Raw genomic sequence first — 21,472 nt, forward strand, 5'->3', positions numbered from 1 at the left:
AAGAAAGAGATGGAAGATAGAGAACAAGGGATTCAATGACTTAAAAAACAAAGGGTATAATTTGGGACATATCTACAGTTATGATGAAAATGCAGTAAAGGGACATTTTATACTGTTGTTGATGACACATATGATCATGCAGTTAATGGAGCAGCATGAAAGGAACAAGGGGATATTTGAAACGATACATAAAATGGCGCTAAGAATAAAAGAAGCACTTAGGACACAAGCCCTAAGTGCAAGTGATGTAAGGGAAATAGCGCAACCTTTACATCTAAGTAGAATATCTCTATAGATATTGTACCATGAGGACCTTGAAAAGTAAAAAAAAACAGTAAAAAATTCGCAGGGTCTTTTTGCCAAAAAAACAGAAAAAATATAGCAGTCATAAACACTTAAGATATTTATCATTAAAATTGCTTAAATTAAAAAATTTACTCGTCGTTGCTGCATAGTTTGGTTTTATCCTTGATGATTAAGAAGAATTTTTATATAATTTAATATTTGCTGATTTATTTAGTTTTTATCTATTTTTAAGAATGTTATCTTAATATTGTTGTTAAACTATTTTTTATAATTGATTTTAATTTTGAGAAAAATTATTTTTATTTAGTTTTAAATTTATATGTTGATCTATTATAAATTAGTTTTATATTTTTTATTATCATACAATTTTTTCTTCATTAATACTATTATTATATGTGTATAAAATGATATAAATCAAAAAATTGAATTATATAATAATATTAATAATTCAAATATTTATTATGTTTTAAAGCGATTTATGTTGTTATTATTTGAAATTTATGATATTTTTTAAGTGGGTGATGAAAATGGCAAAGGCAAATACTTTTTTTAATTTTGATATGCTTGTTTTAAGTATCCTAAATGTTAAAGATTGTTATGGATACGAGATTTGTAAAATGATTAGAGAGATTTCTCATGGTGCTTTGGATATAAAAGAAGGAACTTTATATCCAGTTGTCCATACATTGTTAAAAAAGGAATATATAAGCAGTTATGACATTATAGCAGGAAAGAGAATCAGAGTATATTATAAATTAGAAGAATCAGGTAAAGATTATTTAATGACTGTTAGAGAAGAATTTAGAAAAAATATTCAGGGTGTTTTTGATATTTTAGAGTATGGTGAAAAAGGTAATGTAGGTGAAGAGTAAGCTATACATAAATGAAATTAAAAATCATACTCGTCAATTTAAAAAAATATTTTTTGAATAACGAAATTTTAGATTTATAGACCATATGGGATACATGATCATAAAAATTGATACAGACAGTTTTATTAAAAAGAAAACAGAGTGGTATTAATTTTAATTATTATGTCATTATGTTTAAGGTGTATAGATTGAATTAACTTGATGAAATAAAAAATGAATCAAATTTGCATAAAGAAATAGAGATTATTGAAAAATAAAATATGTGGGGAGAAAAGAAATGAAAAGTTTTTTAAATAGTTTATTAATCTTTAGTCCTGTTGAAATTTGTGGATTAAAATTTAATATTAACGAATGATATATTGTGAATATTTAGAAGATGGTGCATTTCATGGAATTCCAATTGTAAAAACAAGTACAGACAGTACGAAAAATAAATGTTATAGATATAGTGGTAACTTAGTAAAATAGTTGTTCTTACTTGTGATTAAAATGAGAATTTATTATAACATGTATTTTAGTTTTAAAAGATATGCTAGAGATCTTGTTATGATTGCAACTGGTAAAAATCTAAAACAAATATATATAAGCAAAAATAAATATTCATTTTGTATTATGTTGTACTAATAATTTATAGGCTTTTTTAATAATCATGTTTTTAGAAAATTGACTAGCTTTTATATTTTGGGTAAGATCCAAAACAATCAAGGATATTGGTAAATCTTTATATAGTGATAAATAAGAGCTTTGTTTCTAATAAAAATCAGAAAATTACATGTTTATAAAGAAGTATTATTCAGCGTGAACAAATGATAACAGTACTACAATACATATTTGTGGTATAAGCTTATTAATGATTTAGTTATTAGTATGTGCGTTTGTCTTTAAATTTATATTTCACAAATTAATTAGATAATCTACTCAAATCAAAACAATTCTTACAAAAAAAGCATAAAATCTTAGTTTAAACAAAAATCAGGTGTGAATGAAATACCTGATTTTTTGTGCTTTTTTAATCATGTATTGATCAATAATAATTATACTAAAATAATTTTTAAATATTTTGGTGTAATTAGTGCTGGTTTTATTATTAGTCACAATTGTAAACTTTATAAAAAAATAAGTTTACAATCGTAGCTGGTTTTGTTATCCTAATAACGAGGTGAAAAAAGTGAGTGTTAAACACGAAATTATTAGTATCTTAGAAAAAAATAGAAATAATGCAATTTCTGGGCAGGAACTGGCAGATAGTTTAAATGTAAGTCGAGCTGCTGTTTGGAAGGCAATTAAAGCATTAAAAGATGAAGGATATCATATTGAGGCCACACCTAATAAAGGATATATCCTGCTGGAAAATAGCGATGTTATCTCAAGTGAAGGAATTGCCTGTTATTTAGATGAAAAAATTGATATATATGCTTATAAAAGTATTGATTCAACTAATAACCAAATGAAGAAATTGGCTGTTGATGGTGGTAATGATCGTTGTGTGATCGTAGCTGAAAAACAAAGTGCCGGACGCGGACGATTTGGTCGTAGTTTTTATTCTCCCGCAAAAAAAGGTATCTATATGAGTGTTTTGTTGAAACGTCAGGAAATGATCCAAGATGCGACTTTTATTACAATTAAAACCGCTGTAGCAGTAAACCGGGCGATTAAAAAGTTATATGGTATAAAAACAGATATCAAGTGGGTCAATGATCTTTATTATCAGGGCAAAAAGATTTGTGGAATCTTGACAGAAGCAATTAGTGATTTTGAAAGTGGCATGATTGAAGCTGTTATTATTGGTATTGGGATAAATGTTTCTACTAAAGAATTTCCTGATGAACTTCAGGATAAGGCGACATCATTGAATTTAGATAACGCTAATCGAAATCAATTTATTGCAGAAATTTTAAAGCAGCTGTTTAAGATAATTGATGAAGACTTTGTACAGGTTTTAGTTGAATATAAAAACTTATCATGTGTTTTGAATAAAAATATTGAATTTACGATCAAGGGACAATTGTTTACGGGGATAGTTAAGGATATCAATGATCATGGTAATTTAGTTGTTGAATGTAATGATCAAGAATTAATTTTAAGTTCTGGTGAAGTCAGTATTGTGGGAGGAAATTATGGAACAAAATAAAATTTTAACCACAACTAAGATGACTCAGTGTGCAATTTTTACAGCTTTGATTGCGGTAGGAGCTTTTATTCAAATACCTGTGCCATACATGGATTATTTCACATTACAATTTTTCTTTGTTTTATTGGCGGGAATCTTATTAGGATCAAAACTAGGTGCTTTAGCAGTCTTATTGTATGTTGTTATCGGTTTACTAGGAATACCGATCTTTGCTGCTGGTGGTGGTTTGGCGTATATTGTTAGACCTAGTTTTGGTTATTTATTAGGCTTTATTGCGGGGGCATATTTTACTGGTTTAGTTATTGAAAAGACATCTTTTTCATCTTTAAAAAAATATGCGTTAGCGGTATTTTTAGGGTTACTAGTGACCTATATTATTGGTTTAGGTTATAAGTATATGATTTTAAATTATTATACAGGTACAGCAGTTTCATGGAAGTTAGTGTTATTATCATGTTTTCCAATCGATTTACCAGGTGATATATTTTTAAGTATTTTAGCGATGATGGCTGGAGTTAAGTTTGAAAAGGTTTTTAAGAAGGGAAGAAGATAATGTTGGAAAAGATTTTAAAAGATGTTTTAGCTGGTCATGAAATTAGTAAGTCTGATGCTATTTTACTAGTTGATGCTGATATAGTTTGGCTAAAGCAGGCAGCTAATTTAATTCGTGAGTATTTTTGTAGTAATAAATTTGATTTATGTTCAATTATTAATGGAAAAAGTGGACGTTGTAGTGAAAATTGTAAATATTGTGCCCAATCGATTCACTATCACACCAATGTTGAAGTTTATGATCTGCTTAATGAAGCAACGATTAAAGATATGGCTTTACATAATGAAAATAAAGGCGTGAAACGTTTTTCAATCGTTACTTCAGGCCGGCGTTTAAATGATCAAGAATTTTTAGATGTTATTAAGATATATCAAAGTCTTCATGATACGACAGAGATATCTTTGTGTGCCTCACTTGGTCTATTGAATTTGGAACAATTAACAAAATTAAAAGCAGCAGGAGTAAAAAGATATCATAATAATTTAGAAACTTCTCGTAACTATTTTCCCAATATTTGTACTACTCATAGTTATCAACAGAAGATTGAAACTATAAAAGCTGCTCAAAAAGCTGGATTAGAAGTATGCAGTGGCGGAATTATGGGAATGAATGAATCATGGCAGGATCGCATTGATTTAGCTTTTGAATTGAAAGAATTAAGAATAAAGTCGATTCCTATCAATATTTTAAATCCTATTCCTGGGACTCCTTTAGAACATCTTTGCCCTTTATCAAAAGAAGAAGTTGAACGTATTTTTGCAATTTTTAGATTTATTCTTCCTGATGCTGTAATTAGAATGGCTGGGGGCAGAGGCTTGTTAGAGGATCAGGGATTAAGTGTTTTTAAAAGTGGTGCTAATGCTGCAATTACGGGAGATATGCTTACAACTCAGGGGATTACGATCGATGAAGATCAAAGAATCATTAAAGAATTAGGCTTTGAGGTAGTCAAATTATGATCAAGGGATTATTTATAACAGGAACAGCTACTGATATTGGTAAGACCTATGTGACATCTAGAATCATCAAAAAATTAAAACAACAATATCATGTAGGTTACTATAAAGCAGCTTTAAGCGGAGCTGAGATAGTTGATGGAATAATGATTCCTGGTGATAAAGAGAATGTATCTAAATATGCCAATTTAAAAGAAACAGATTGTAAAGTATCTTATCTTTATGAAGATGCTTATGCTCCGCATTTAGCGGCTAAAAAAACGAATGATCTTGTTGAATTGACAGTAGTAGAAAAAGATCTGCATGATTTATCAAAAAATCATGACATAGTAGTTATTGAAGGCAGTGGCGGTATCATTTGTCCATTACGTGATGATGATAAACAAATTATGCTGACCGATGTAATGAAACTAGCCGGATATCCTTTGATTATCGTCACTTCATCAGGTCTTGGAAGTATCAATAGTGCGGTTTTAACTGCTTTATATGCGAAAAGTCAAGGTTTAGAAATATTAGGTTTTATAATGAATTATTTTGAAGAAGATAATTTGCTTCACCGAGATAATTTTAAAATGATAGAGAAATTAAGTGGCTGTAAAGTATTAGGATATCTTATAAAAAATGGTGAAAAGATTAGAAAAGTATAATAAATCTGTGAAAATTTATAAGTAATGACTTTTTTGATGATTCAAAAGAGTCTTTTTTATGCAAAAATATGTTAATATAAGAAGGGTGAAATTATGAAAACGATGACAGAATACGTAACAAGCAGATTATTAGATGAAAAATATGAAGTTGCAATCGATTTTACGATGGGAAATGGTAATGATACATTAACTTTGAGTAAGATAGCTAAAAAAGTATATAGTTTTGATATTCAGGAGACTGCATTGATCAATACAAGAAAATTGATCAATGATATTGATAACGTAGAACTTATTTTAGATAGTCATGAAAATTTTGATAACTATCTTCAAAGTTTTGATATGGGAGTTTTTAATTTAGGCTATTTACCGCAGGGAGACCATGAAATTACTACTAAAGTATCAACTTCTTTAATAGCTATTGATAAAGCTGTTAGATGTTTAAATAAAAAGGGACATCTTTTTATTGTAGTTTATATTGGACATCCAGAGGGGGAAAAAGAAAGTTTAAAAATTGATGAATATGTTGGTAGTTTAGATCATATGATTTATAATGTAGCGTTGTTTAAAATGATGAATAAAACAAAGGCACCATATGTAATTGAAATTGAGAAAAGGTAGTTTAAAGTTTATCATTAATAATGCAATAATTATGAAACAATGTTATAATAAAAGTAACAGAAGGAGGAAAGCAAGATGGTAAAAAGAGTTAACGTTACCGTGACTGATCCCGTTGGTCTTTATGCTACTCCCGCAACCGAGCTGGTTGATCGAGTGAAGGCTTTTAACAGCGATATTAAATTAGTTTATGCTTCTAAGACGGTGAATATGAAATCATTGATGGGAGTTTTATCTTTAGGAATTCCAACTAAAGCAAAAATTGAAATTATTGCTGATGGTGAAGATGAAGAGGCAGCTGTCGATAAGGTGATTGATTTGATGAAAGAATTAGGCATTAGTAAATAAAACTGTCGAATAATTGGGACTTTGTCCCTTTTATTTTGCCTATTATTTGATAATATGGTATAGTAAAGGCGAATTTAAAAAAAGGGGAATAAAAAATGGAAAACTTTTTAAAATTAATCTTTTCTTTTGGAGTAGGATTCGTAATAGTTTTGATTGCTATGCCTAAAGTAATCCCATTTCTACATAAGATGAAATTTGGTCAAGTTGAACGTGAAGAAGGGCCGGCATCCCATAAAGCTAAAAACGGAACCCCAACTATGGGTGGTATTGTTTTTGTTTTAGCAGCTATTTTAGCGACATTAATTAGTACATTGATTTTTGATATTGATAATATCTTTAATCCAGAATTGATTTTAACAACAATTGTTTTAGTAGGTTATAGTTTGATTGGACTGATCGATGATGCTTTGATCATTGTTAAACACAGTAATAAAGGATTGCCACCATTAGCTAAACTATTAGGACAAATTGCTTTAGCAGTTATTTGTTATTTTTACGCAATGAATTTTATTCCAGGATTTACATCAGTAGTAACTATTCCATTAATAGATGTAAGTATTGATTTTGGATATCTATACCCATTTTTAATTTTAATTATGTTTGCGGGTGAAAGTAATGGTGTTAATTTATCTGATGGTTTAGATGGTTTGGCTACAGGGCTTTCGATGGTGGCGATTGCACCATTTATCATCTTTGCAATTATGACCAAAGATTATCCACTTGCAAGTTATGCAACAGCAATGGTAGGAGCTTTACTTGGATTTATGATGTTTAACTATCATCCTGCAAAAATCTTTATGGGTGACGTTGGATCTCTTGGTTTAGGTGGCTTTTTAGCGGTATTAGCGATCCTTACGAAGCAGGAATTATTATTGATCTTAGTTGGTGGTGTTTTCTTGATGGAAACTTTATCTGTAATCATTCAGGTAACTTCTTTTAAACTACGTGGAAAAAGAGTATTTAAAATGGCACCGATCCATCATCATTTTGAAATGTTAGGCTGGTCAGAACAGCAGGTAACGATCTCATTTTGGTTTGTTGGATTTATTTGTGGAATTTTATCAATAGTAATTGGAGTGTTATAAGATGTTGACAGGAAAAAAAGTATTAGTGATCGGTCTTGCTAAAAGTGGTAGGGCAGCAATTAAGTTATTAAATAAACTAAATGCAACGATTACAGTAAATGAGTTTAAAGAAGCTAAAGATATTCCTGATTATCAGCATTATGTTGATATGGGAATTGAAATGATAACGGGATCACATCCCGATGAATTATTTGAACGTGATTTTGATTTTGTAATTAAAAATCCGGGAATTAATTATCATAAACCATTTATCTTAAGACTAAAGGAAAGAAAAATTCCGGTTTATACAGAAATTGAATTAGCTTTTCAAGTAGCTAAAAAACAAAATTATATTGGAGTAACAGGAACTAATGGTAAGACAACGACGGTTACTTTAATTGATAAAATATTAAAAGGGCAGTATGATAATGTTCATTTAGCTGGTAATGTGGGAACGCCTTTATGTGATATTGTTTTAGAACATAATTTATTGGAAGAAGAAAATCATTATATTGTCATTGAAATGAGTAATTTTCAATTATTAGATATTGATACTTTTAAACCATATGTTTCAACGATCATTAATTTAACACCAGATCATTTAGACTATATGGCTTCACTTGATGAATACTATGCTTCAAAAACAAATATTTATAAAAATACTGATCAAAATGACTATTTTGTTGTTAATCTAGACGACTCTGTCTTATCAGAATATTTAAAAAAATATCCAGTTCCATGTAAACAAATTACAATGTCATTAACTGATAAAGCTGATTGTATGATCAAAGATAATGCAATTTATTATCAAAATGAATTTATTATCGATCTTAGTGATATTAAAATAGTAGGTAATCATAATATCCAAAATATTATGATTGCAATTTGTATCGCTAAAAAATGTGGTGTAGCTAACGAAGTCATTAATCAAGAAATTGCTTCATTTATTGGTGTTGAACACCGTATTGAATTTGTAAAAGAAATAAACGGAATTAAAATATATAATGATTCCAAAGCTACAAATACTGATGCTAGTATTATTGCTTTAAAAGCGTTTGATCAGCCGGTTATTTTATTAATGGGCGGTTTCGATAAAGGTTTAGATCTTCAAGAGATGGCAACTTACAGTAATAAAATTAAACGCTTAGTTACTTTTGGTGCTGCTGGTAAACGTTTTAAAGATGAGATGAAGATTGAAAATAGTATTTGTGTAAAAAATCTTGAAGAAGCAGTTTTAGAAGCAATTGATCATGCTCAGCCAGGTGATATTGTTTTATTATCACCATCAACAAGCAGTTTTGATGAATTTACTGGTTATGAACAGCGTGGTAGAGTATTTAAAGATATTGTTAATAAGATATAGGATGATCCTGTAACAAAGGTTACAGGATTTTATTTTTTTGTTTTAAATTATAGAATTATGCTGATGATAATTGTATAATTTAAATGGAGGGATAAAGGAAATGAAAAAAATTTATAATTGGATCTTAAATAATAAATTTAAGACATGTATTTTAGTTGTTTTATTAGTGGGGATAATTGGACAAGGTAATGGACAGTCTGAACTGGAGTTAAAAAAGACGTAATTGATCTTGAATATGGTGAAAGATTAGATGATTTAGATGATCTTTCGTATAGTTGTGATACAATTGATAAAAATGATCGTTATCCTGAAGTTGGTAAACATGTAATAACTTATAAATATCATGGAATAACTAAAGAATTAGAAATAGATGTAAAAGATACTACCGCACCAAAACTAACCAAATTAAATGATGTTAGTATTGTTGAATACGATAGTGTAAGTTATGAAAATTATATTGATGTAGATGAATTATCTGATTATCAAGTTGATATTGATGATAGTGGGGTAAATTATTCATTAGCTGGTGCATATAATGCAAATATAAAAATAACAGATAAATATGGGAATGCCTCAGATCTTACCCTTCCAGTTACAATTAATAAATTGGAATTGAAAATTTCGGCCAGTTCATTAAATTTAGAGGCTAACCAAAGTAATAAAATAAATATAAAAACAAATAGCAATGTACCAGTACAATATTTTTCAAGTAATGAATCTGTAGCAAGTGTCGATAATGATGGAAATATAAAAGCTTTAAAGGCCGGTAATACGACAATAACTGCTAGAATCAATGAAAGATCGGTGATTTGTGATGTTACTGTTAAAGACAAACAAGAATCTAAAGCAGCGGCAGTTTCACAAGGCTATCGTCCTTGCAGTAGATGTAATCCATAAAATATAAGAAAGGAAAGTGATATAATGGATATTTGGGAAAAATTATATATCAAAGCAAAAGAACAATATCATCCTGAAGAAGTGTCCCCTTTTATATATGCACACCATGTTGTTTGCGCTTTAGAAAGTGATAATGGTGAAATTTATACTGGTTTTTGTATTGAAAGCTGCGGTGGTGTTCTTGATTTATGTGCTGAAAGAACAGCAGCATTGAACATGTATGTAAATAGTGGACAAACGATCGTTAAAAGATTAATTGCATTTAGGGACAAAGCTCCTTTTGATGAAGGCAGTGGCATGCCCTGCGGTGCCTGCAGAGAATTTTTTATGCAATTAAATATTAAAAATAAAGATATGGAAATCATGGTTGATTATGATAAAAGAAAAACAGTTAAATTAAAAGAGCTGTTACCAGACTGGTGGGGAAATTATCGCTATAAAAATAATGAGGCTGATCAGTAAATAAATTATATATGTTACAACTTAATAAATATAATGGCAGATGTATTGAAATGCAGTATCAATATCATTAAAATCTATATCCAAATCATATTTAATATCAACATAGGATGTATTGAAATACTTTTTCTACAATGCCAACATGATCTGGGCAGCCAGTTTAATAGCAACATAAGTTGGTCAGCTCATTAGACAGCACAAAAAATTGTGCTGTTTTTTTGATTTATATTTGAGGGTTTTGATATGTATATGAATGATGATACATATAAAATATAATGAAATCAATTTGAGAAAAAATTTTTTATCTATGAAAAAAGTATAATAAATAGGCTAAAAATAAATGGGAATAATATTTAGAAAATAAAGATTATCATATGTTGGTGATTAATTGATACTAACTGTTTTATAGATGATGTTTGTGATAATGTACTATGAATATGATCTTAATTATAAATAGAATATTTAAAGAGAATAAGTATTAAAATAAATGTATAATTAAAGGATATAAATTTAAATATGGATACTTTTTTTAAATACTGCTTTGAAACATTGTTTAGTTTTAGAAACAGTTGTCAATATATTTAAAATCTTACATCATTGTTTTATAGTAATGATACTAAAGTAATAAGAATTAGAAAATTTAAATAGTTTAAGTAAGTATAAATAAAATATGTAAAAAAAGTATAAAGTAATACTAAGTACAGAAATAAATTCTTGCCAAATCAAGAAGTAAAATAAATCCAAATCCAGAAGTAAAACATTGCCAAACACGGAAGTTGATCCTATGTTAAGATTTCGGACTAACTAAATGTAAGAAATTTAGCTGGTTTCCTCTCATATTCATTCGGTGATAAACACTCACAATGTGAGTGGATTCTTACTGTATTTATAGAATCCTTCTAAATATTTAAATACCAGCTGATATGCCCGATTACCGTAAAAAATATGTTTGTATGAATGAAGAAGAAATTAAAAGATAATCCTAAAAATACAAACAAAGAGTAACGCTGCTGACGATTATATCAATATGATCTATAAAATACTTTTAGATAAAATAAAACCAGAAATCATTTTAGCTATGTTATAAAAAGAATATCAAGGCACGTGGAAATATTTATTAAAAAATAATTTTAGCGTTCCTTATTTCAATGAGGCGGTATATTGAATATAGATATGCTGAAGATATTACTGCTATAAAAAGAAAACAAATATTAAAATACATAACAGCCAAAGACAAAAAAGGAATAAACGAAACTGTTGAAAAAACATTAAAGAAAAATATCTAGTCATAAAAAAGATAAAAGAAATATATGCTTCATTTTACTACACGATCATGGAAACAGATACCAATCGATTAGATATGTTTATTGATAGCTATAAAGAATCAGTATTAAAAGGTACTAGAATAAAAATGTCTTGGATAAAAGCTTCTTTCATTTATTAAAATCATTAGTCATATACTTATACTGGAGGTAAGAATATGAAAAGTAAAAGAGTAGTCATCTTGGTACTGATAATTGTAGTAATTGGCTTAATGATGGTCTATAGCGCTTCTAATATTTGGGCTGGTTATAAATTCGATGATTCACTGTATTACATTAAACGACAGGGAATCTTTGCAATAATTGGTATAATCGCAATGTTTGTTTTTTCTAAGATTGATTATCATATTTATCAAAAGAATGCTAATAAGCTTTTAATTGGTTCTTTTATTTTAATGATTTTAGTCTTGATTCCTGGAATTGGAGCAGTAAGAGGGGGTTCAAGAAGCTGGTTTAATTTAGGAATAATTTCTTTACAACCTTCTGAATTATTTAAGATTGCTTTAATTATTTATAGTGCTAATTTTATTAGTAATCATTATCATGAATTGAAAAAATTAAAAGCTAGTTTCAAATTATTGTTGATATTAGGCTTAGGATTTGGTTTGATTATGTTGCAGCCTGACTTTGGCAGTGGGGTAGTTATGGCTTGTTCAATTATTGTGATGTTGATCGTTAGTCCCTTTCCTTTTAAATATTTTATTATGTTAGGAATCGTTGGTGTAGTTGGAATCATTTTGATGATTGCTTCAGCTCCTTATCGATTAGCTCGTATCGTAGCATTCTTAAATCCTTTTGCTGATCCTTTAGGAAGCGGTTTTCAAATTATTCAATCATTATATGCCATCGCACCTGGAGGAATATTAGGAGTGGGTTTTAATAATAGTGTACAAAAACATTTTTATTTACCAGAACCCCAGACAGATTTTATTTTTGCAATTTTTTTAGAAGAATTTGGCTTGATTGGGGGAATCTTATTAGTGAGCCTTTATGGTTACCTGTTTGTAACCGTGTTCAATCAGGCAATTAAGGTAAAAGATCTGTTTGGAAGTTTTTTAATGATTGGAATTATTGCAATGATTGGAATTCAGACTTTAATTAATCTTGGAGTTGTGGTAGGATTATTTCCGGTAACAGGTGTTACACTCCCGTTAATGTCATATGGGGGATCGTCGTTGACGATTACGCTTATTGCTGTAGGAATTGTTTTAAATATTTCAAAATCGATGTATTAATGATATACTATTGCATAGAGGTGAGAAGATGAAAGTGATTGTTGGAGCTGGTGGAACAGGCGGACATTTGTATCCGGCTTTGGCACTAGTTGATTATATAAAAGAAAAAGAACCAGATAGCGAATTTTTATTTGTAGGAACAAAAGATCGTTTAGAATCAGTTGTTGTTCCACAACAAGGCTATAATTATATTGGCTTAAATGTGCGCGGGTTAGTAGGTAACCCGATCAAAAAGGGAATTGCCGCAGCTATTTTTGTAAAATCTATTTTTACGGCCAAAAAAATAGTAAAGAAATTCGATCCTGATATTGTTATTGGCTTTGGCGGTTATCCTAGTGCTAGTGTTGTTGAAGCCGCTAGTAGATTGGGTTATAAAACAATGATTCATGAACAAAATTCGATTGTCGGCTTAACTAATAAGATTTTAATTAAACATGTTGATAAAATCGTTTGTTGTTATGATCTAGCTTATAAATCTTTTCCTAAAGATAAAACTTATAAATTAGGTAACCCAAGAGCAAGTGTCATTGCTTCAATTAAACCTAAAGATATTTTCCAAAAATATGATTTAGATAAAAACAAACCATTAGTAACGATCGTAATGGGATCTTTGGGTTCAAAATCAGTTAACGAAAAGATGCTAGAATCATTGCATAGTTTTGAAAAAAAAGATTATCAAGTACTATATGTTACAGGTAAATCTAATTTTGAAGAAATGACTGCTAAGTTAGGAAAGTTAAAACAAAATATTAAGCTGGTTCCTTATATAGATGACATGCCTTCGGTTTTAAAAAATTCAACACTAGTCGTATCAAGGGCAGGCGCTTCAACGATTGCAGAAATTACTTCAATTGGAATACCGGCGATTTTAATTCCAAGTCCTTATGTCGCTGCTAATCATCAAGAATATAACGCTCGTGAATTGGCAGATCGTAATGCGGCGATGATGATTCTTGAAAATGATTTGAATAGTAAGGATTTTGTAGAAAAAGTAGATCGGATTTTAAATGATCAGATAGTTCAAGAAAGTATGCAGAAAAATGCTAAAGCATTAGGAAAACCTAATGCTCTTGATGATATATATAAATTAATAAGAAAAATGTTAGGAGCTTAAAATGAAGTTTTCACAAATAAAAGATGATTTGACTAGTTTAGATGTTGGAAAGATAATTGAGGATGAACCACTTTATAAACATACTACTTATAAAGTAGGCGGACCGGCAAGAATTTATTTAGCAGTTAAAGATATTGAAAGTTTAGTAAAGACGATTAAATACTGTCGTAAACATCGTATCAAATATATGATAATTGGACGGGGGTCTAATTTATTGTTTTCCGATAAGGAATATGAAGGGATAATTATTTCTTTAAATGAAAATTTTAATAAAGTTAAGATAAATGGTTCAATTATTAAAGCTCAGGCAGGGGTATCGATGATTTCTCTAGCTTATCAGGCAGCTAAAATTGGACTTAGCGGTTTTGAATTTATGGGCGGAATTCCTGGTTCTATTGGAGGCGGTATTTTTATGAATGCTGGTGCTTATAAATATGATATTGCTAGTGTTGTAAAATCAGTGACACTTTTAAATGAAAAAAGTGAAGTAGTAACCTATAATAAAGAACAAATGAAATTTTCTTATCGTCATTCTATTTGTCAGGATAATCACAAATTAATTATCCTTGAGGCTGAATTTGAATTAACGGCTAAAGATCCAAATGAGATCAAAGCTGTTTTAGATAAACGAAAGGAACGGAGAATGACAACTCAGCCTTGGAATATGCCAAGTGCTGGCAGTGTTTTTAGAAACCCTGAAAATAAAGCGGCTTGGCAATATATTGACGAATGTGGATTAAGAGGTTATGAAATTGGAGGTGCTCAAGTGTCACCAAAGCATTCTAATTTTATTGTTAACAACGGTTATGCCAGTGCTAAAGACATTTATGATCTAATTATGCTGGTACAGCAAAAAGTACATGAAAAGTTTAATGTTGAATTAAAACGTGAGGTTGGTTTGATTAATTGGGAGTAAAGTATGGCAAGAAAGCAGCAGACAATTTATAATGACTATGATCGTAATCAAGTTAAAGCAATTTTAAAAAAGAGAAAAGTAAAACGTAGAAAAAGAAGATTAAAAATATTATTGATAATTTTAATTATTATTTTGATTATTGCCTTTTTTATGAGTGATTATAGCCGTTTAAAATCGATTACTGTTAGTGGTAATAATCGGGTAGAACGTCAAGAAATTATCGATGCTGCCAAAATTAATCTGCATCAGGATTATACTTTTTTTACAAATACTGATGAGATCGTTTCAAGAATAAAAGAAGTTCCTTTAGTAAAAAGTGCTCGTGTTTCTAAAAATTTATTTGGTGATGTTACGATTAAGATAGTAGAAGCAGATCCGATTGCCCAATGCACGATCGATAATGTGTTATATGTTGTTGATGAAACAGGGCGAATCATAAAAGATGAAGCTGGTAAATATGTAAGTTATGTCCAGCGTTGTCCACGCTTGAATAATTTTGATTATGAACACTTAGAGGAATTTAGTAAAGAATTTATCAAACTGCCTTCACAAGTTATCAATCAGATTTCAGATATAAATTATGCACCGTTATCAGCAGATGAAACCCGCTGCGAATTTATTATGGACGATGCTAAAATATTATATTTACGTTATGATGATATGGCTGAGCAGTTAAAAGGGAATAATTATGCTTCATTAATGGAAAAATACCCAGATGATAAATATTATGATTTTTTAGGTAAATATGTGTATCGTAGTAAGTAATTTTTTTATTTATGATAATTAAAGGAGTTTAAAAATAGTTGGTTTTATGCTAGAATTGTGTATATATTAAGAAAAGGAGATACGTGATGAAAGATATTTACGCTGTTTTAGACATTGGTAGCGCAACATTAAAGTTTCTTGTTGCCGAAATAAGTAACATTAATGTAAATGTATTATTTGTTAAAACGATTCCTAGTCATGGCGTGAAAAAGGGAATTATTGAAGATGACCGTATCTTAACAAGAGATATACGAAAAGTGATTGATGAAGCAGAGGCTTTTTTGGAAACTAAGATTACAAGCGTTGCTTTAACGATCCCAACGATAAAAGCTAAATTATATCAAAGTGATAGTAGTATCAGTCTTTCAGAAGCTGGTTCTACGATTACTGGTGATGACATTGTTAGAGTATTGCGTTTATCATCCAAGTTTAAACGCTCTAAAGATGAAGAAGTAGTATCGATCATTCCAGTTAGATATCATAGTGATAAGGGAGCGACGATCGAAGCTCCAATTGGAGAAGTCTCGAGAAATCTTATTGTTGATTCTTTAGTTATTACAACTAGTAAAGAATTGCTTTATCCATACATTACGGCAGTAGAAAAATGTGGAATCGAAGTACTTGATATTACTATTAATGCTTTTGCCTGTGCTAAAGAGGCCTTTGATGCAGTGTATCTTCAAGAAGGAGCCATCTTAATTGACATGGGTTATAAGACTTCGACAGTGTCGTTTTATAAAGATGGATATTTACAATACTTGACAGTATGTCAGGTTGGAGGGTATGATTTCACTAGAAATATTGCTCAAAATATGCAAATTTCGATGAATCAGGCAGAAGCTTATAAAATCAAGTATGGCTCATTAGATATTACTAAGGGGCAAAATGATATTATTCATACTACTGTTATTGATGGAAAAAAACATGATTATACGCAACAGGATCTTGCAGATTTATTAAATGAAACTGCATATGTAGTAATGAATAAAATTAAAGAAAAAATTGCTGTGATCGATGATGGTGGTAAATATGAAACTTTAATTGTCGGAGGTGGCGGTGAGTTAGAAATGCTTGATACGATTGCTAGCGAAGTGCTAGGGTGTCCAGTTAGAATTTATCGTCCAGAAACAATTGGGGCTCGTGACATGTCATTAGTGGCAGCAATTGGAATGATTTATTATTTAATGGAAAGAAAACAAATTATTGGTGAATATACACCATCACTGGTTTTACCAGATATTACAAGTACGATGTCAATTAGGTTTAAGGGTCTAACCAAAACAGCACCTAAAAATCAAAATGGCAAAGTATCAAAGTTATTAGATTCGTTTTTTAGTGAAGATTAATATAAAAAGAGAGGAAACAAGTTATCATGAGTGAAGAATTAGGATTTGAACAAGTAGCACGAATTAAAGTAATTGGTGTTGGTGGCGGGGGTAACAACGCTGTAAATCGAATGGTTGAAGAAGGGGTAGAAGGAGTTGAATTCTATGTCGCTAATACTGATTTACAAGTATTGAAACGTTCACCAGTTAAAAATAAAATTGAATTAGGTCGTGATTTGACTAAAGGATTAGGAGCTGGTGGAGAACCAGAAATCGGTAAAAAGGCAGCTCTTGAATCAGAGGCTGATATTCGTCAAGTTCTTGAAGGTGCTGATATGGTGTTCATCGCTGCTGGTATGGGTGGTGGAACGGGAACTGGTGCTGCTCCTGTTTTTGCTAAAATTGCTCGTGAATTAGGGGCGTTGACAGTAGGGGTAATCACTAAACCGTTTACTTTTGAGGGGATGAAAAGAAAGAAACAGGCAATTGCCGGAATTGAAGAGTTGCGTGCTAATGTCGATTCAATTATTACAGTATCAAATGACCGTTTGTTACAGTTGATCGGTGGTCGTCCAATGCAGGAAGCTTTTAGAGAGGCTGATAATGTTTTACGTCAAGGGGTTCAGACGATTACTGACTTAATTGCGATTCCAGCATTTATCAATCTTGACTTTGCTGATGTTTCAGCAGTTATGAAAAATCGTGGTAATGCTTTGATTGGTATTGGGATGGCTTCTGGTGATGATAAAGCTAAAGAAGCAGCTAAGCGGGCTATTTCTTCACCTTTATTAGAAGTTTCTGTGGCTGGAGCTAAAGATGCAATCATCAATGTAACAGGGGGACCAAATATTTCATTATTTGATGCTAATATTGCCTTGGAAACAATTTCTCAAGAAGTTGGCGATGATATTAATACATATTTAGGTATTGCAATTAATGACAATTTAGATGATGATATTATCGTTACTGTAATTGCAACTGGTTTTGAAGAAGAAAAAGAAGATGAATTTGAGCAACGTGCTAATATGTTAAAATCACGCAGTAGTGAGGATGTTGTCCCATTATCTGCACGTTTTGATACGGATGATGATGACGATGATGGAGATTTTCCACCAGCGTTTATCAAAAATAGAAGAATTTAAATAAGCTAACATCGTTAGCTTATTTTATTAAAAAGGGGGATATAAAATGAAAAAGATTGGTTTTATCGGTATGGGTAATATGGCTAGTGCGATTGCTGGGGGGATTATTAAAAGTGGTTTTATTGAGGGCCAAAATGTTTATGCTTTTGATATTGATCAAACAAAATTATCGAAAATGAATGATGAATATCAAATTCAATGTTGCAGTAGCGAAAGTGAATTGGTTGATAAGGTAGATTTAGTAGTTATGGCTGTTAAACCTAATATTGTTGACGGAGTTATTGCTAAAATAAAAAACAATATGATAAATAAAGCCGTTATTTCAATCGTTGCGGGATATAATAATGATAAATATAATGAATTATTGTTACCAGCAACGCGTCATTTAACGATCATGCCCAATACACCAGCCTTAGTCTTAAATGGAATGACCTTATTTGAAAAAGAAAATTCATTGACAAAAGAAGAATTAGAGTTTGCTAGAGCGATGTTTTCGAGTATTGGTGAAGTAGTGATACTACCAGGGTATCAAATGAAAGCTGGTGGAAGTATTAGCGGCTGTGGACCAGCATTTGTATATATGTTTATTGAAGCAATGGCAGATGGTGGTGTAAGCTTGGGATTACCACGTGATGTTGCTTATAAACTTGCTAGTCAGACTTTGATTGGTTCTGGAATGATGCAAAAAGAGACTGGACTTCATCCCGGTATTTTAAAAGATCAAGTTTGTTCACCAGGCGGGATTACGATCAAAGGTGTGGAAACATTAGAAGAAAATGGTTTTAGAAATGCTGTCTTTAAAGCGATAAAGGAATCGAATTAGTATCCTATTTATTTAGGATACTTTTTCTTTTACTGACATATTTTTAAACTTAGAAGCGCTATGATATCTAAGGGGTGAAGAGATGGAGGTATATATAGAGTTTACTTATATAAGTAATTTTTTTATTATTTTAGCAGCCTTAGAAATGATGGGAATATTACTTAGTAAAGAGATGACTTATTTAGAGGTGTTGAAACAAAGTTTTTTATTGAGTTTAGTTGTTTTATTATTATATGTTGATAAATATAATTGGCTTATTTTGGTTGTTTGGTTAGTAATTTTTTATTGTTTGTTTCATAAACAGATGTTTTTATATTATCCCAGCTTTATTTTTATTTATTTTTCAATTTTATTTTTTGCTAGTTCTCTTATCCCTGAGGCATTTATTTATAATGGTATTTTGATCACACCATTAAAATCGAGTGGAATGATGTTATTTGTAATTAGCTTATTAGTTGTTTTGATGCAGGTGATGTTTATTATTTATTTGCGTCGAAAAGTAAGAATTAATAGTTATTTATATCCAATTGAGTTAAGTTATCAAGGCCAGAAATATTTATTTGATGGTTTTTTGGATAGTGGAAATGAAGTTTATTATGAAGGTTTTCCACTAATTTTGATAAAAACGGGGATAATAGAACAGTATGAGATGATCGATATTTTAGAACTGAATGATTTAAGAAGTGATTTGATTGAAATAATTAAAGTTGAACAGTTAGTCATCAATAATCAAGTCTTAGAAGATGTTTATGCAGGAATTATTACTGGGATTCATTATGATTGTTTATTAAATAAGGCATTAATGGGAGGAGTTTTGTAGTGATAAAATTTATTTTAAAATTATTAAATAAAACTAAGTATCTTTATTATATCGGGAGACATGATATTTTACCGCCACCGCTTAAAAATGGAGAAGAGAAAGAAGCTTTAGATAGATTATCTAAAGGTGATAGTGAAGCCCGTGATTTGTTGATTGAACATAATTTGCGTTTAGTAGTTTATGTTGCTAAAAGATATGATACTAGTCAAAATGGTGGAATCGAAGATTTGATCAGTATTGGTACGATTGGTTTGGTGAAAGCAATCAATACTTTTAAAGCTGATAAAAATATTAAATTAGCGACTTATGCATCACGTTGTATTGAAAATGAAATTTTGATGTTTTTAAGAAAGAATAATAAGTTAAGACATGAAATATCTTTAGACGAACCGCTAAATATTGATTATGATGGTAATGAACTGCTGTTATCAGATATTATTGGTACTGATAGTGATATTGTTAAAAATGAATTGGAACAAAGTGATCAAAAAACGATGTTCTATGAAGCTTTTAAAGATTTATCAAAACGTGAAAAAGAGATTTTGATGTTTAGATATGGGTTGATGAATTATGATGAACTGACACAAAAAGATGTGGCTAAAATGATGGGAATTTCACAATCATATATATCAAGATTGGAAAAGAAAATTATAAAAAAATTAAGAAATAAATTAAATTATAATGAAATAAAATAAGTATAAATTTGTCATATTTGCTAAAAATAAGGGTGAAAGAAGGCAAATATGAACAATTATCAAGTTATTATAAATGGTTATCATGAACCAAAAAAGAAACTTACAACTGAAGAAACATATAGATTAATAGATCGTTATCAGGCGACTAAAGATCCTAAAATCAAAGAGATATTAGTTAATGATAATACCAAACTGGTTATTTCTATGACAAAACGTTTCTATGGTAGAAATGATAGTAGTGATGATTTGTTTCAAGTTGGGATGATTGGCTTAATTAAAGCTATTGAAAACTTTGATACTAGTTATGGTTTAAAGTTTTCAACGTATGCAGTCCCATTGATCATTGGTGAAATGAAGCGTTATTTACGTGATAATCACCAAATTAAAATATCACGATCAATTCGGGACTTAGCTTATAAAATACTGAAAGTAAAAGATCAGTATTTGGTTAAATTAAAACGCGAACCGACAATTAGAGAATTGTCTGATGAATTAGATGTTGAGCAAAATATCATCATTGAAGCTCTGTTATCAACTAATAGTGTAGCTTCATTACAAGAAGAAGTGAAAAATGATGATGGTAATAATTTAAAGATGATTGATTCTCTAAGTGATGATAAAACAGTTATATCAAGAACTAATGAAAAGATTGATTTGTATGATGCATTGAAATTACTTGATCAAAAGGAACATCAGGTAATAAAACAGCGATATTTTGAAGGACTGTCACAAAGCGAAATAGCTAAAGAATTATTTATTTCACAAGCACAAGTATCAAGAATTGAAAAAAAGGCGTTAAACAATCTACATAATTACCTAAAATAAGCATATATTTTAATGGTGATTTGATGAGATTTGTAAAACTGCAATCTAAAGATGTAGTCAATGTAGTTGATGGCTGTAAAGTTGGTTTTATTAGTGATATTGAAATTGACTGGTGTACTAGAAGTATTCAGGCAATAATTGTAGAAAAATATAGTTTTTTTAAATTGTTTTGTTTTTTTAAAGAAGCACCATGTATTGTTATTCCTTTTGATTGTGTTGTAAGTATTGGTGGTGATGTTATTTTAGTTTCGCTTGAACCATAAATATTTGAAGACGATA

At 30.0% G+C, this 21,472-nt stretch carries 23 protein-coding genes and 1 pseudogene; all 24 read left to right on the forward strand.

Annotated elements, in window-relative coordinates:
* Positions 1-295 (forward strand): annotated as a pseudogene (locus BR82_RS17260) (hypothetical protein); the annotation flags it as partial.
* Between the two features lie 538 nt (positions 296-833).
* Positions 834-1,178 carry a PadR family transcriptional regulator gene (locus BR82_RS0109450; protein ID WP_024722195.1) on the forward strand — a complete coding sequence of 115 codons (345 nt, stop codon included), beginning with the start codon at positions 834-836 and terminating at the stop codon, positions 1,176-1,178.
* 1,168 nt (positions 1,179-2,346) lie between these two features.
* A complete protein-coding gene (locus BR82_RS0109455; protein WP_027089982.1) occupies positions 2,347-3,309 on the forward strand; it encodes a biotin--[acetyl-CoA-carboxylase] ligase in 963 nt (320 codons plus the stop codon).
* Positions 3,296-3,862: a biotin transporter BioY gene (locus tag BR82_RS0109460; RefSeq protein WP_027089983.1), complete on the forward strand. Its 567-nt coding sequence runs from the start codon at positions 3,296-3,298 to the stop codon at positions 3,860-3,862. The genes BR82_RS0109455 and BR82_RS0109460 overlap by 14 nt, the downstream gene beginning before the upstream one ends.
* Positions 3,862-4,821: a biotin synthase BioB gene (gene bioB, locus BR82_RS0109465; protein WP_027089984.1), complete on the forward strand. Its 960-nt coding sequence runs from the start codon at positions 3,862-3,864 to the stop codon at positions 4,819-4,821. Before BR82_RS0109460 ends, bioB begins: the two co-directional genes overlap by 1 nt.
* Positions 4,818-5,465: a dethiobiotin synthase gene (gene bioD / locus BR82_RS0109470; RefSeq protein WP_027089985.1), complete on the forward strand. Its 648-nt coding sequence runs from the start codon at positions 4,818-4,820 to the stop codon at positions 5,463-5,465. The genes bioB and bioD overlap by 4 nt, the downstream gene beginning before the upstream one ends.
* 93 nt (positions 5,466-5,558) lie before the next feature.
* Positions 5,559-6,083, forward strand: a complete 525-nt coding sequence (gene mnmM / locus BR82_RS0109475; protein WP_027089986.1) for a tRNA 5-(aminomethyl)-2-thiouridylate-methyltransferase MnmM — start codon at positions 5,559-5,561, stop codon at positions 6,081-6,083.
* A gap of 75 nt (positions 6,084-6,158) precedes the next feature.
* A complete protein-coding gene (locus tag BR82_RS0109480; protein ID WP_027089987.1) occupies positions 6,159-6,428 on the forward strand; it encodes an HPr family phosphocarrier protein in 270 nt (89 codons plus the stop codon).
* 95 nt (positions 6,429-6,523) lie between these two features.
* Entirely contained in the window at positions 6,524-7,513 is a 990-nt protein-coding gene (gene mraY, locus BR82_RS0109485; RefSeq protein ID WP_027089988.1) for a phospho-N-acetylmuramoyl-pentapeptide-transferase, read from the forward strand.
* A gap of 1 nt (position 7,514) precedes the next feature.
* Positions 7,515-8,855 carry a UDP-N-acetylmuramoyl-L-alanine--D-glutamate ligase gene (gene murD / locus BR82_RS0109490; RefSeq protein WP_027089989.1) on the forward strand — a complete coding sequence of 447 codons (1,341 nt, stop codon included), beginning with the start codon at positions 7,515-7,517 and terminating at the stop codon, positions 8,853-8,855.
* Positions 8,856-8,955: 100 nt separating this feature from the next.
* Entirely contained in the window at positions 8,956-9,078 is a 123-nt protein-coding gene (locus BR82_RS17820; protein WP_261794269.1) for a hypothetical protein, read from the forward strand.
* A 383-nt stretch (positions 9,079-9,461) separates the two neighbouring features.
* Positions 9,462-9,752: an Ig-like domain-containing protein gene (locus BR82_RS17715; RefSeq protein ID WP_027089990.1), complete on the forward strand. Its 291-nt coding sequence runs from the start codon at positions 9,462-9,464 to the stop codon at positions 9,750-9,752.
* A gap of 24 nt (positions 9,753-9,776) precedes the next feature.
* Positions 9,777-10,214, forward strand: a complete 438-nt coding sequence (locus tag BR82_RS0109505; protein WP_027089991.1) for a cytidine deaminase family protein — start codon at positions 9,777-9,779, stop codon at positions 10,212-10,214.
* A 1,477-nt stretch (positions 10,215-11,691) separates the two neighbouring features.
* Entirely contained in the window at positions 11,692-12,768 is a 1,077-nt protein-coding gene (ftsW, locus tag BR82_RS0109510; protein ID WP_027089992.1) for a putative lipid II flippase FtsW, read from the forward strand.
* Between the two features lie 28 nt (positions 12,769-12,796).
* Complete coding sequence (gene murG / locus BR82_RS0109515; protein ID WP_027089993.1) at positions 12,797-13,882, forward strand: undecaprenyldiphospho-muramoylpentapeptide beta-N-acetylglucosaminyltransferase; 1,086 nt, start codon at positions 12,797-12,799, stop codon at positions 13,880-13,882.
* Position 13,883: 1 nt separating this feature from the next.
* Entirely contained in the window at positions 13,884-14,798 is a 915-nt protein-coding gene (gene murB, locus BR82_RS0109520; RefSeq protein ID WP_027089994.1) for a UDP-N-acetylmuramate dehydrogenase, read from the forward strand.
* A gap of 3 nt (positions 14,799-14,801) precedes the next feature.
* On the forward strand, positions 14,802-15,563 hold the full coding sequence (locus BR82_RS0109525; protein ID WP_027089995.1) for a cell division protein FtsQ/DivIB: 762 nt from the start codon (positions 14,802-14,804) through the stop codon (positions 15,561-15,563).
* 86 nt (positions 15,564-15,649) lie between these two features.
* Positions 15,650-16,909 carry a cell division FtsA domain-containing protein gene (locus BR82_RS0109530; RefSeq protein WP_027089996.1) on the forward strand — a complete coding sequence of 420 codons (1,260 nt, stop codon included), beginning with the start codon at positions 15,650-15,652 and terminating at the stop codon, positions 16,907-16,909.
* A 26-nt stretch (positions 16,910-16,935) separates the two neighbouring features.
* The gene (gene ftsZ / locus BR82_RS0109535) at positions 16,936-18,030 is read left to right on the forward strand and encodes a cell division protein FtsZ (protein WP_027089997.1); all 1,095 of its coding nucleotides are present in this window, start codon (positions 16,936-16,938) and stop codon (positions 18,028-18,030) included.
* A gap of 46 nt (positions 18,031-18,076) precedes the next feature.
* Positions 18,077-18,853, forward strand: coding sequence for a pyrroline-5-carboxylate reductase (gene proC, locus BR82_RS0109540; RefSeq protein WP_027089998.1), 777 nt, complete (start codon positions 18,077-18,079; stop codon positions 18,851-18,853).
* A gap of 82 nt (positions 18,854-18,935) precedes the next feature.
* Positions 18,936-19,673, forward strand: a complete 738-nt coding sequence (locus BR82_RS0109545; protein ID WP_027089999.1) for a sigma-E processing peptidase SpoIIGA — start codon at positions 18,936-18,938, stop codon at positions 19,671-19,673.
* Complete coding sequence (sigE, locus tag BR82_RS0109550; RefSeq protein ID WP_024722651.1) at positions 19,673-20,368, forward strand: RNA polymerase sporulation sigma factor SigE; 696 nt, start codon at positions 19,673-19,675, stop codon at positions 20,366-20,368. Before BR82_RS0109545 ends, sigE begins: the two co-directional genes overlap by 1 nt.
* Positions 20,369-20,416: 48 nt before the next feature.
* Positions 20,417-21,193, forward strand: a complete 777-nt coding sequence (locus BR82_RS0109555; RefSeq protein WP_027090001.1) for a SigB/SigF/SigG family RNA polymerase sigma factor — start codon at positions 20,417-20,419, stop codon at positions 21,191-21,193.
* A gap of 23 nt (positions 21,194-21,216) precedes the next feature.
* Positions 21,217-21,456, forward strand: coding sequence for a YlmC/YmxH family sporulation protein (locus BR82_RS0109560; protein ID WP_027090002.1), 240 nt, complete (start codon positions 21,217-21,219; stop codon positions 21,454-21,456).
* Positions 21,457-21,472 lie beyond the last annotated feature (16 nt).

Origin of the sequence: Thomasclavelia saccharogumia DSM 17460 (assembly GCF_000686665.1) — a bacterium.
GTDB lineage: Bacteria > Bacillota_I > Bacilli_A > Erysipelotrichales > Coprobacillaceae > Thomasclavelia > Thomasclavelia saccharogumia.

Bases quoted from the DNA above. Each gene is read 5' to 3' on its own strand.
- BR82_RS0109530 (WP_027089996.1), top strand. From the start codon at position 15,650: ATGAAAGATATTTACGCTGTTTTAGACATTGGTAGCGCAACATTAAAG.
- BR82_RS17820 (WP_261794269.1), top strand. From the start codon at position 8,956: ATGAAAAAAATTTATAATTGGATCTTAAATAATAAATTTAAGACATGT.
- BR82_RS0109505 (WP_027089991.1), top strand. From the start codon at position 9,777: ATGGATATTTGGGAAAAATTATATATCAAAGCAAAAGAACAATATCAT.
- BR82_RS0109560 (WP_027090002.1), top strand. From the start codon at position 21,217: ATGAGATTTGTAAAACTGCAATCTAAAGATGTAGTCAATGTAGTTGAT.
- BR82_RS0109525 (WP_027089995.1), top strand. From the start codon at position 14,802: ATGGCAAGAAAGCAGCAGACAATTTATAATGACTATGATCGTAATCAA.
- ftsZ (WP_027089997.1), top strand. From the start codon at position 16,936: ATGAGTGAAGAATTAGGATTTGAACAAGTAGCACGAATTAAAGTAATT.
- proC (WP_027089998.1), top strand. From the start codon at position 18,077: ATGAAAAAGATTGGTTTTATCGGTATGGGTAATATGGCTAGTGCGATT.
- bioB (WP_027089984.1), top strand. From the start codon at position 3,862: ATGTTGGAAAAGATTTTAAAAGATGTTTTAGCTGGTCATGAAATTAGT.
- BR82_RS0109555 (WP_027090001.1), top strand. From the start codon at position 20,417: ATGAACAATTATCAAGTTATTATAAATGGTTATCATGAACCAAAAAAG.
- bioD (WP_027089985.1), top strand. From the start codon at position 4,818: ATGATCAAGGGATTATTTATAACAGGAACAGCTACTGATATTGGTAAG.
- BR82_RS0109460 (WP_027089983.1), top strand. From the start codon at position 3,296: ATGGAACAAAATAAAATTTTAACCACAACTAAGATGACTCAGTGTGCA.
- BR82_RS0109545 (WP_027089999.1), top strand. From the start codon at position 18,936: ATGGAGGTATATATAGAGTTTACTTATATAAGTAATTTTTTTATTATT.
- BR82_RS0109480 (WP_027089987.1), top strand. From the start codon at position 6,159: ATGGTAAAAAGAGTTAACGTTACCGTGACTGATCCCGTTGGTCTTTAT.
- ftsW (WP_027089992.1), top strand. From the start codon at position 11,692: ATGAAAAGTAAAAGAGTAGTCATCTTGGTACTGATAATTGTAGTAATT.
- mnmM (WP_027089986.1), top strand. From the start codon at position 5,559: ATGAAAACGATGACAGAATACGTAACAAGCAGATTATTAGATGAAAAA.
- mraY (WP_027089988.1), top strand. From the start codon at position 6,524: ATGGAAAACTTTTTAAAATTAATCTTTTCTTTTGGAGTAGGATTCGTA.
- murG (WP_027089993.1), top strand. From the start codon at position 12,797: ATGAAAGTGATTGTTGGAGCTGGTGGAACAGGCGGACATTTGTATCCG.
- murB (WP_027089994.1), top strand. From the start codon at position 13,884: ATGAAGTTTTCACAAATAAAAGATGATTTGACTAGTTTAGATGTTGGA.
- murD (WP_027089989.1), top strand. From the start codon at position 7,515: ATGTTGACAGGAAAAAAAGTATTAGTGATCGGTCTTGCTAAAAGTGGT.
- BR82_RS0109450 (WP_024722195.1), top strand. From the start codon at position 834: ATGGCAAAGGCAAATACTTTTTTTAATTTTGATATGCTTGTTTTAAGT.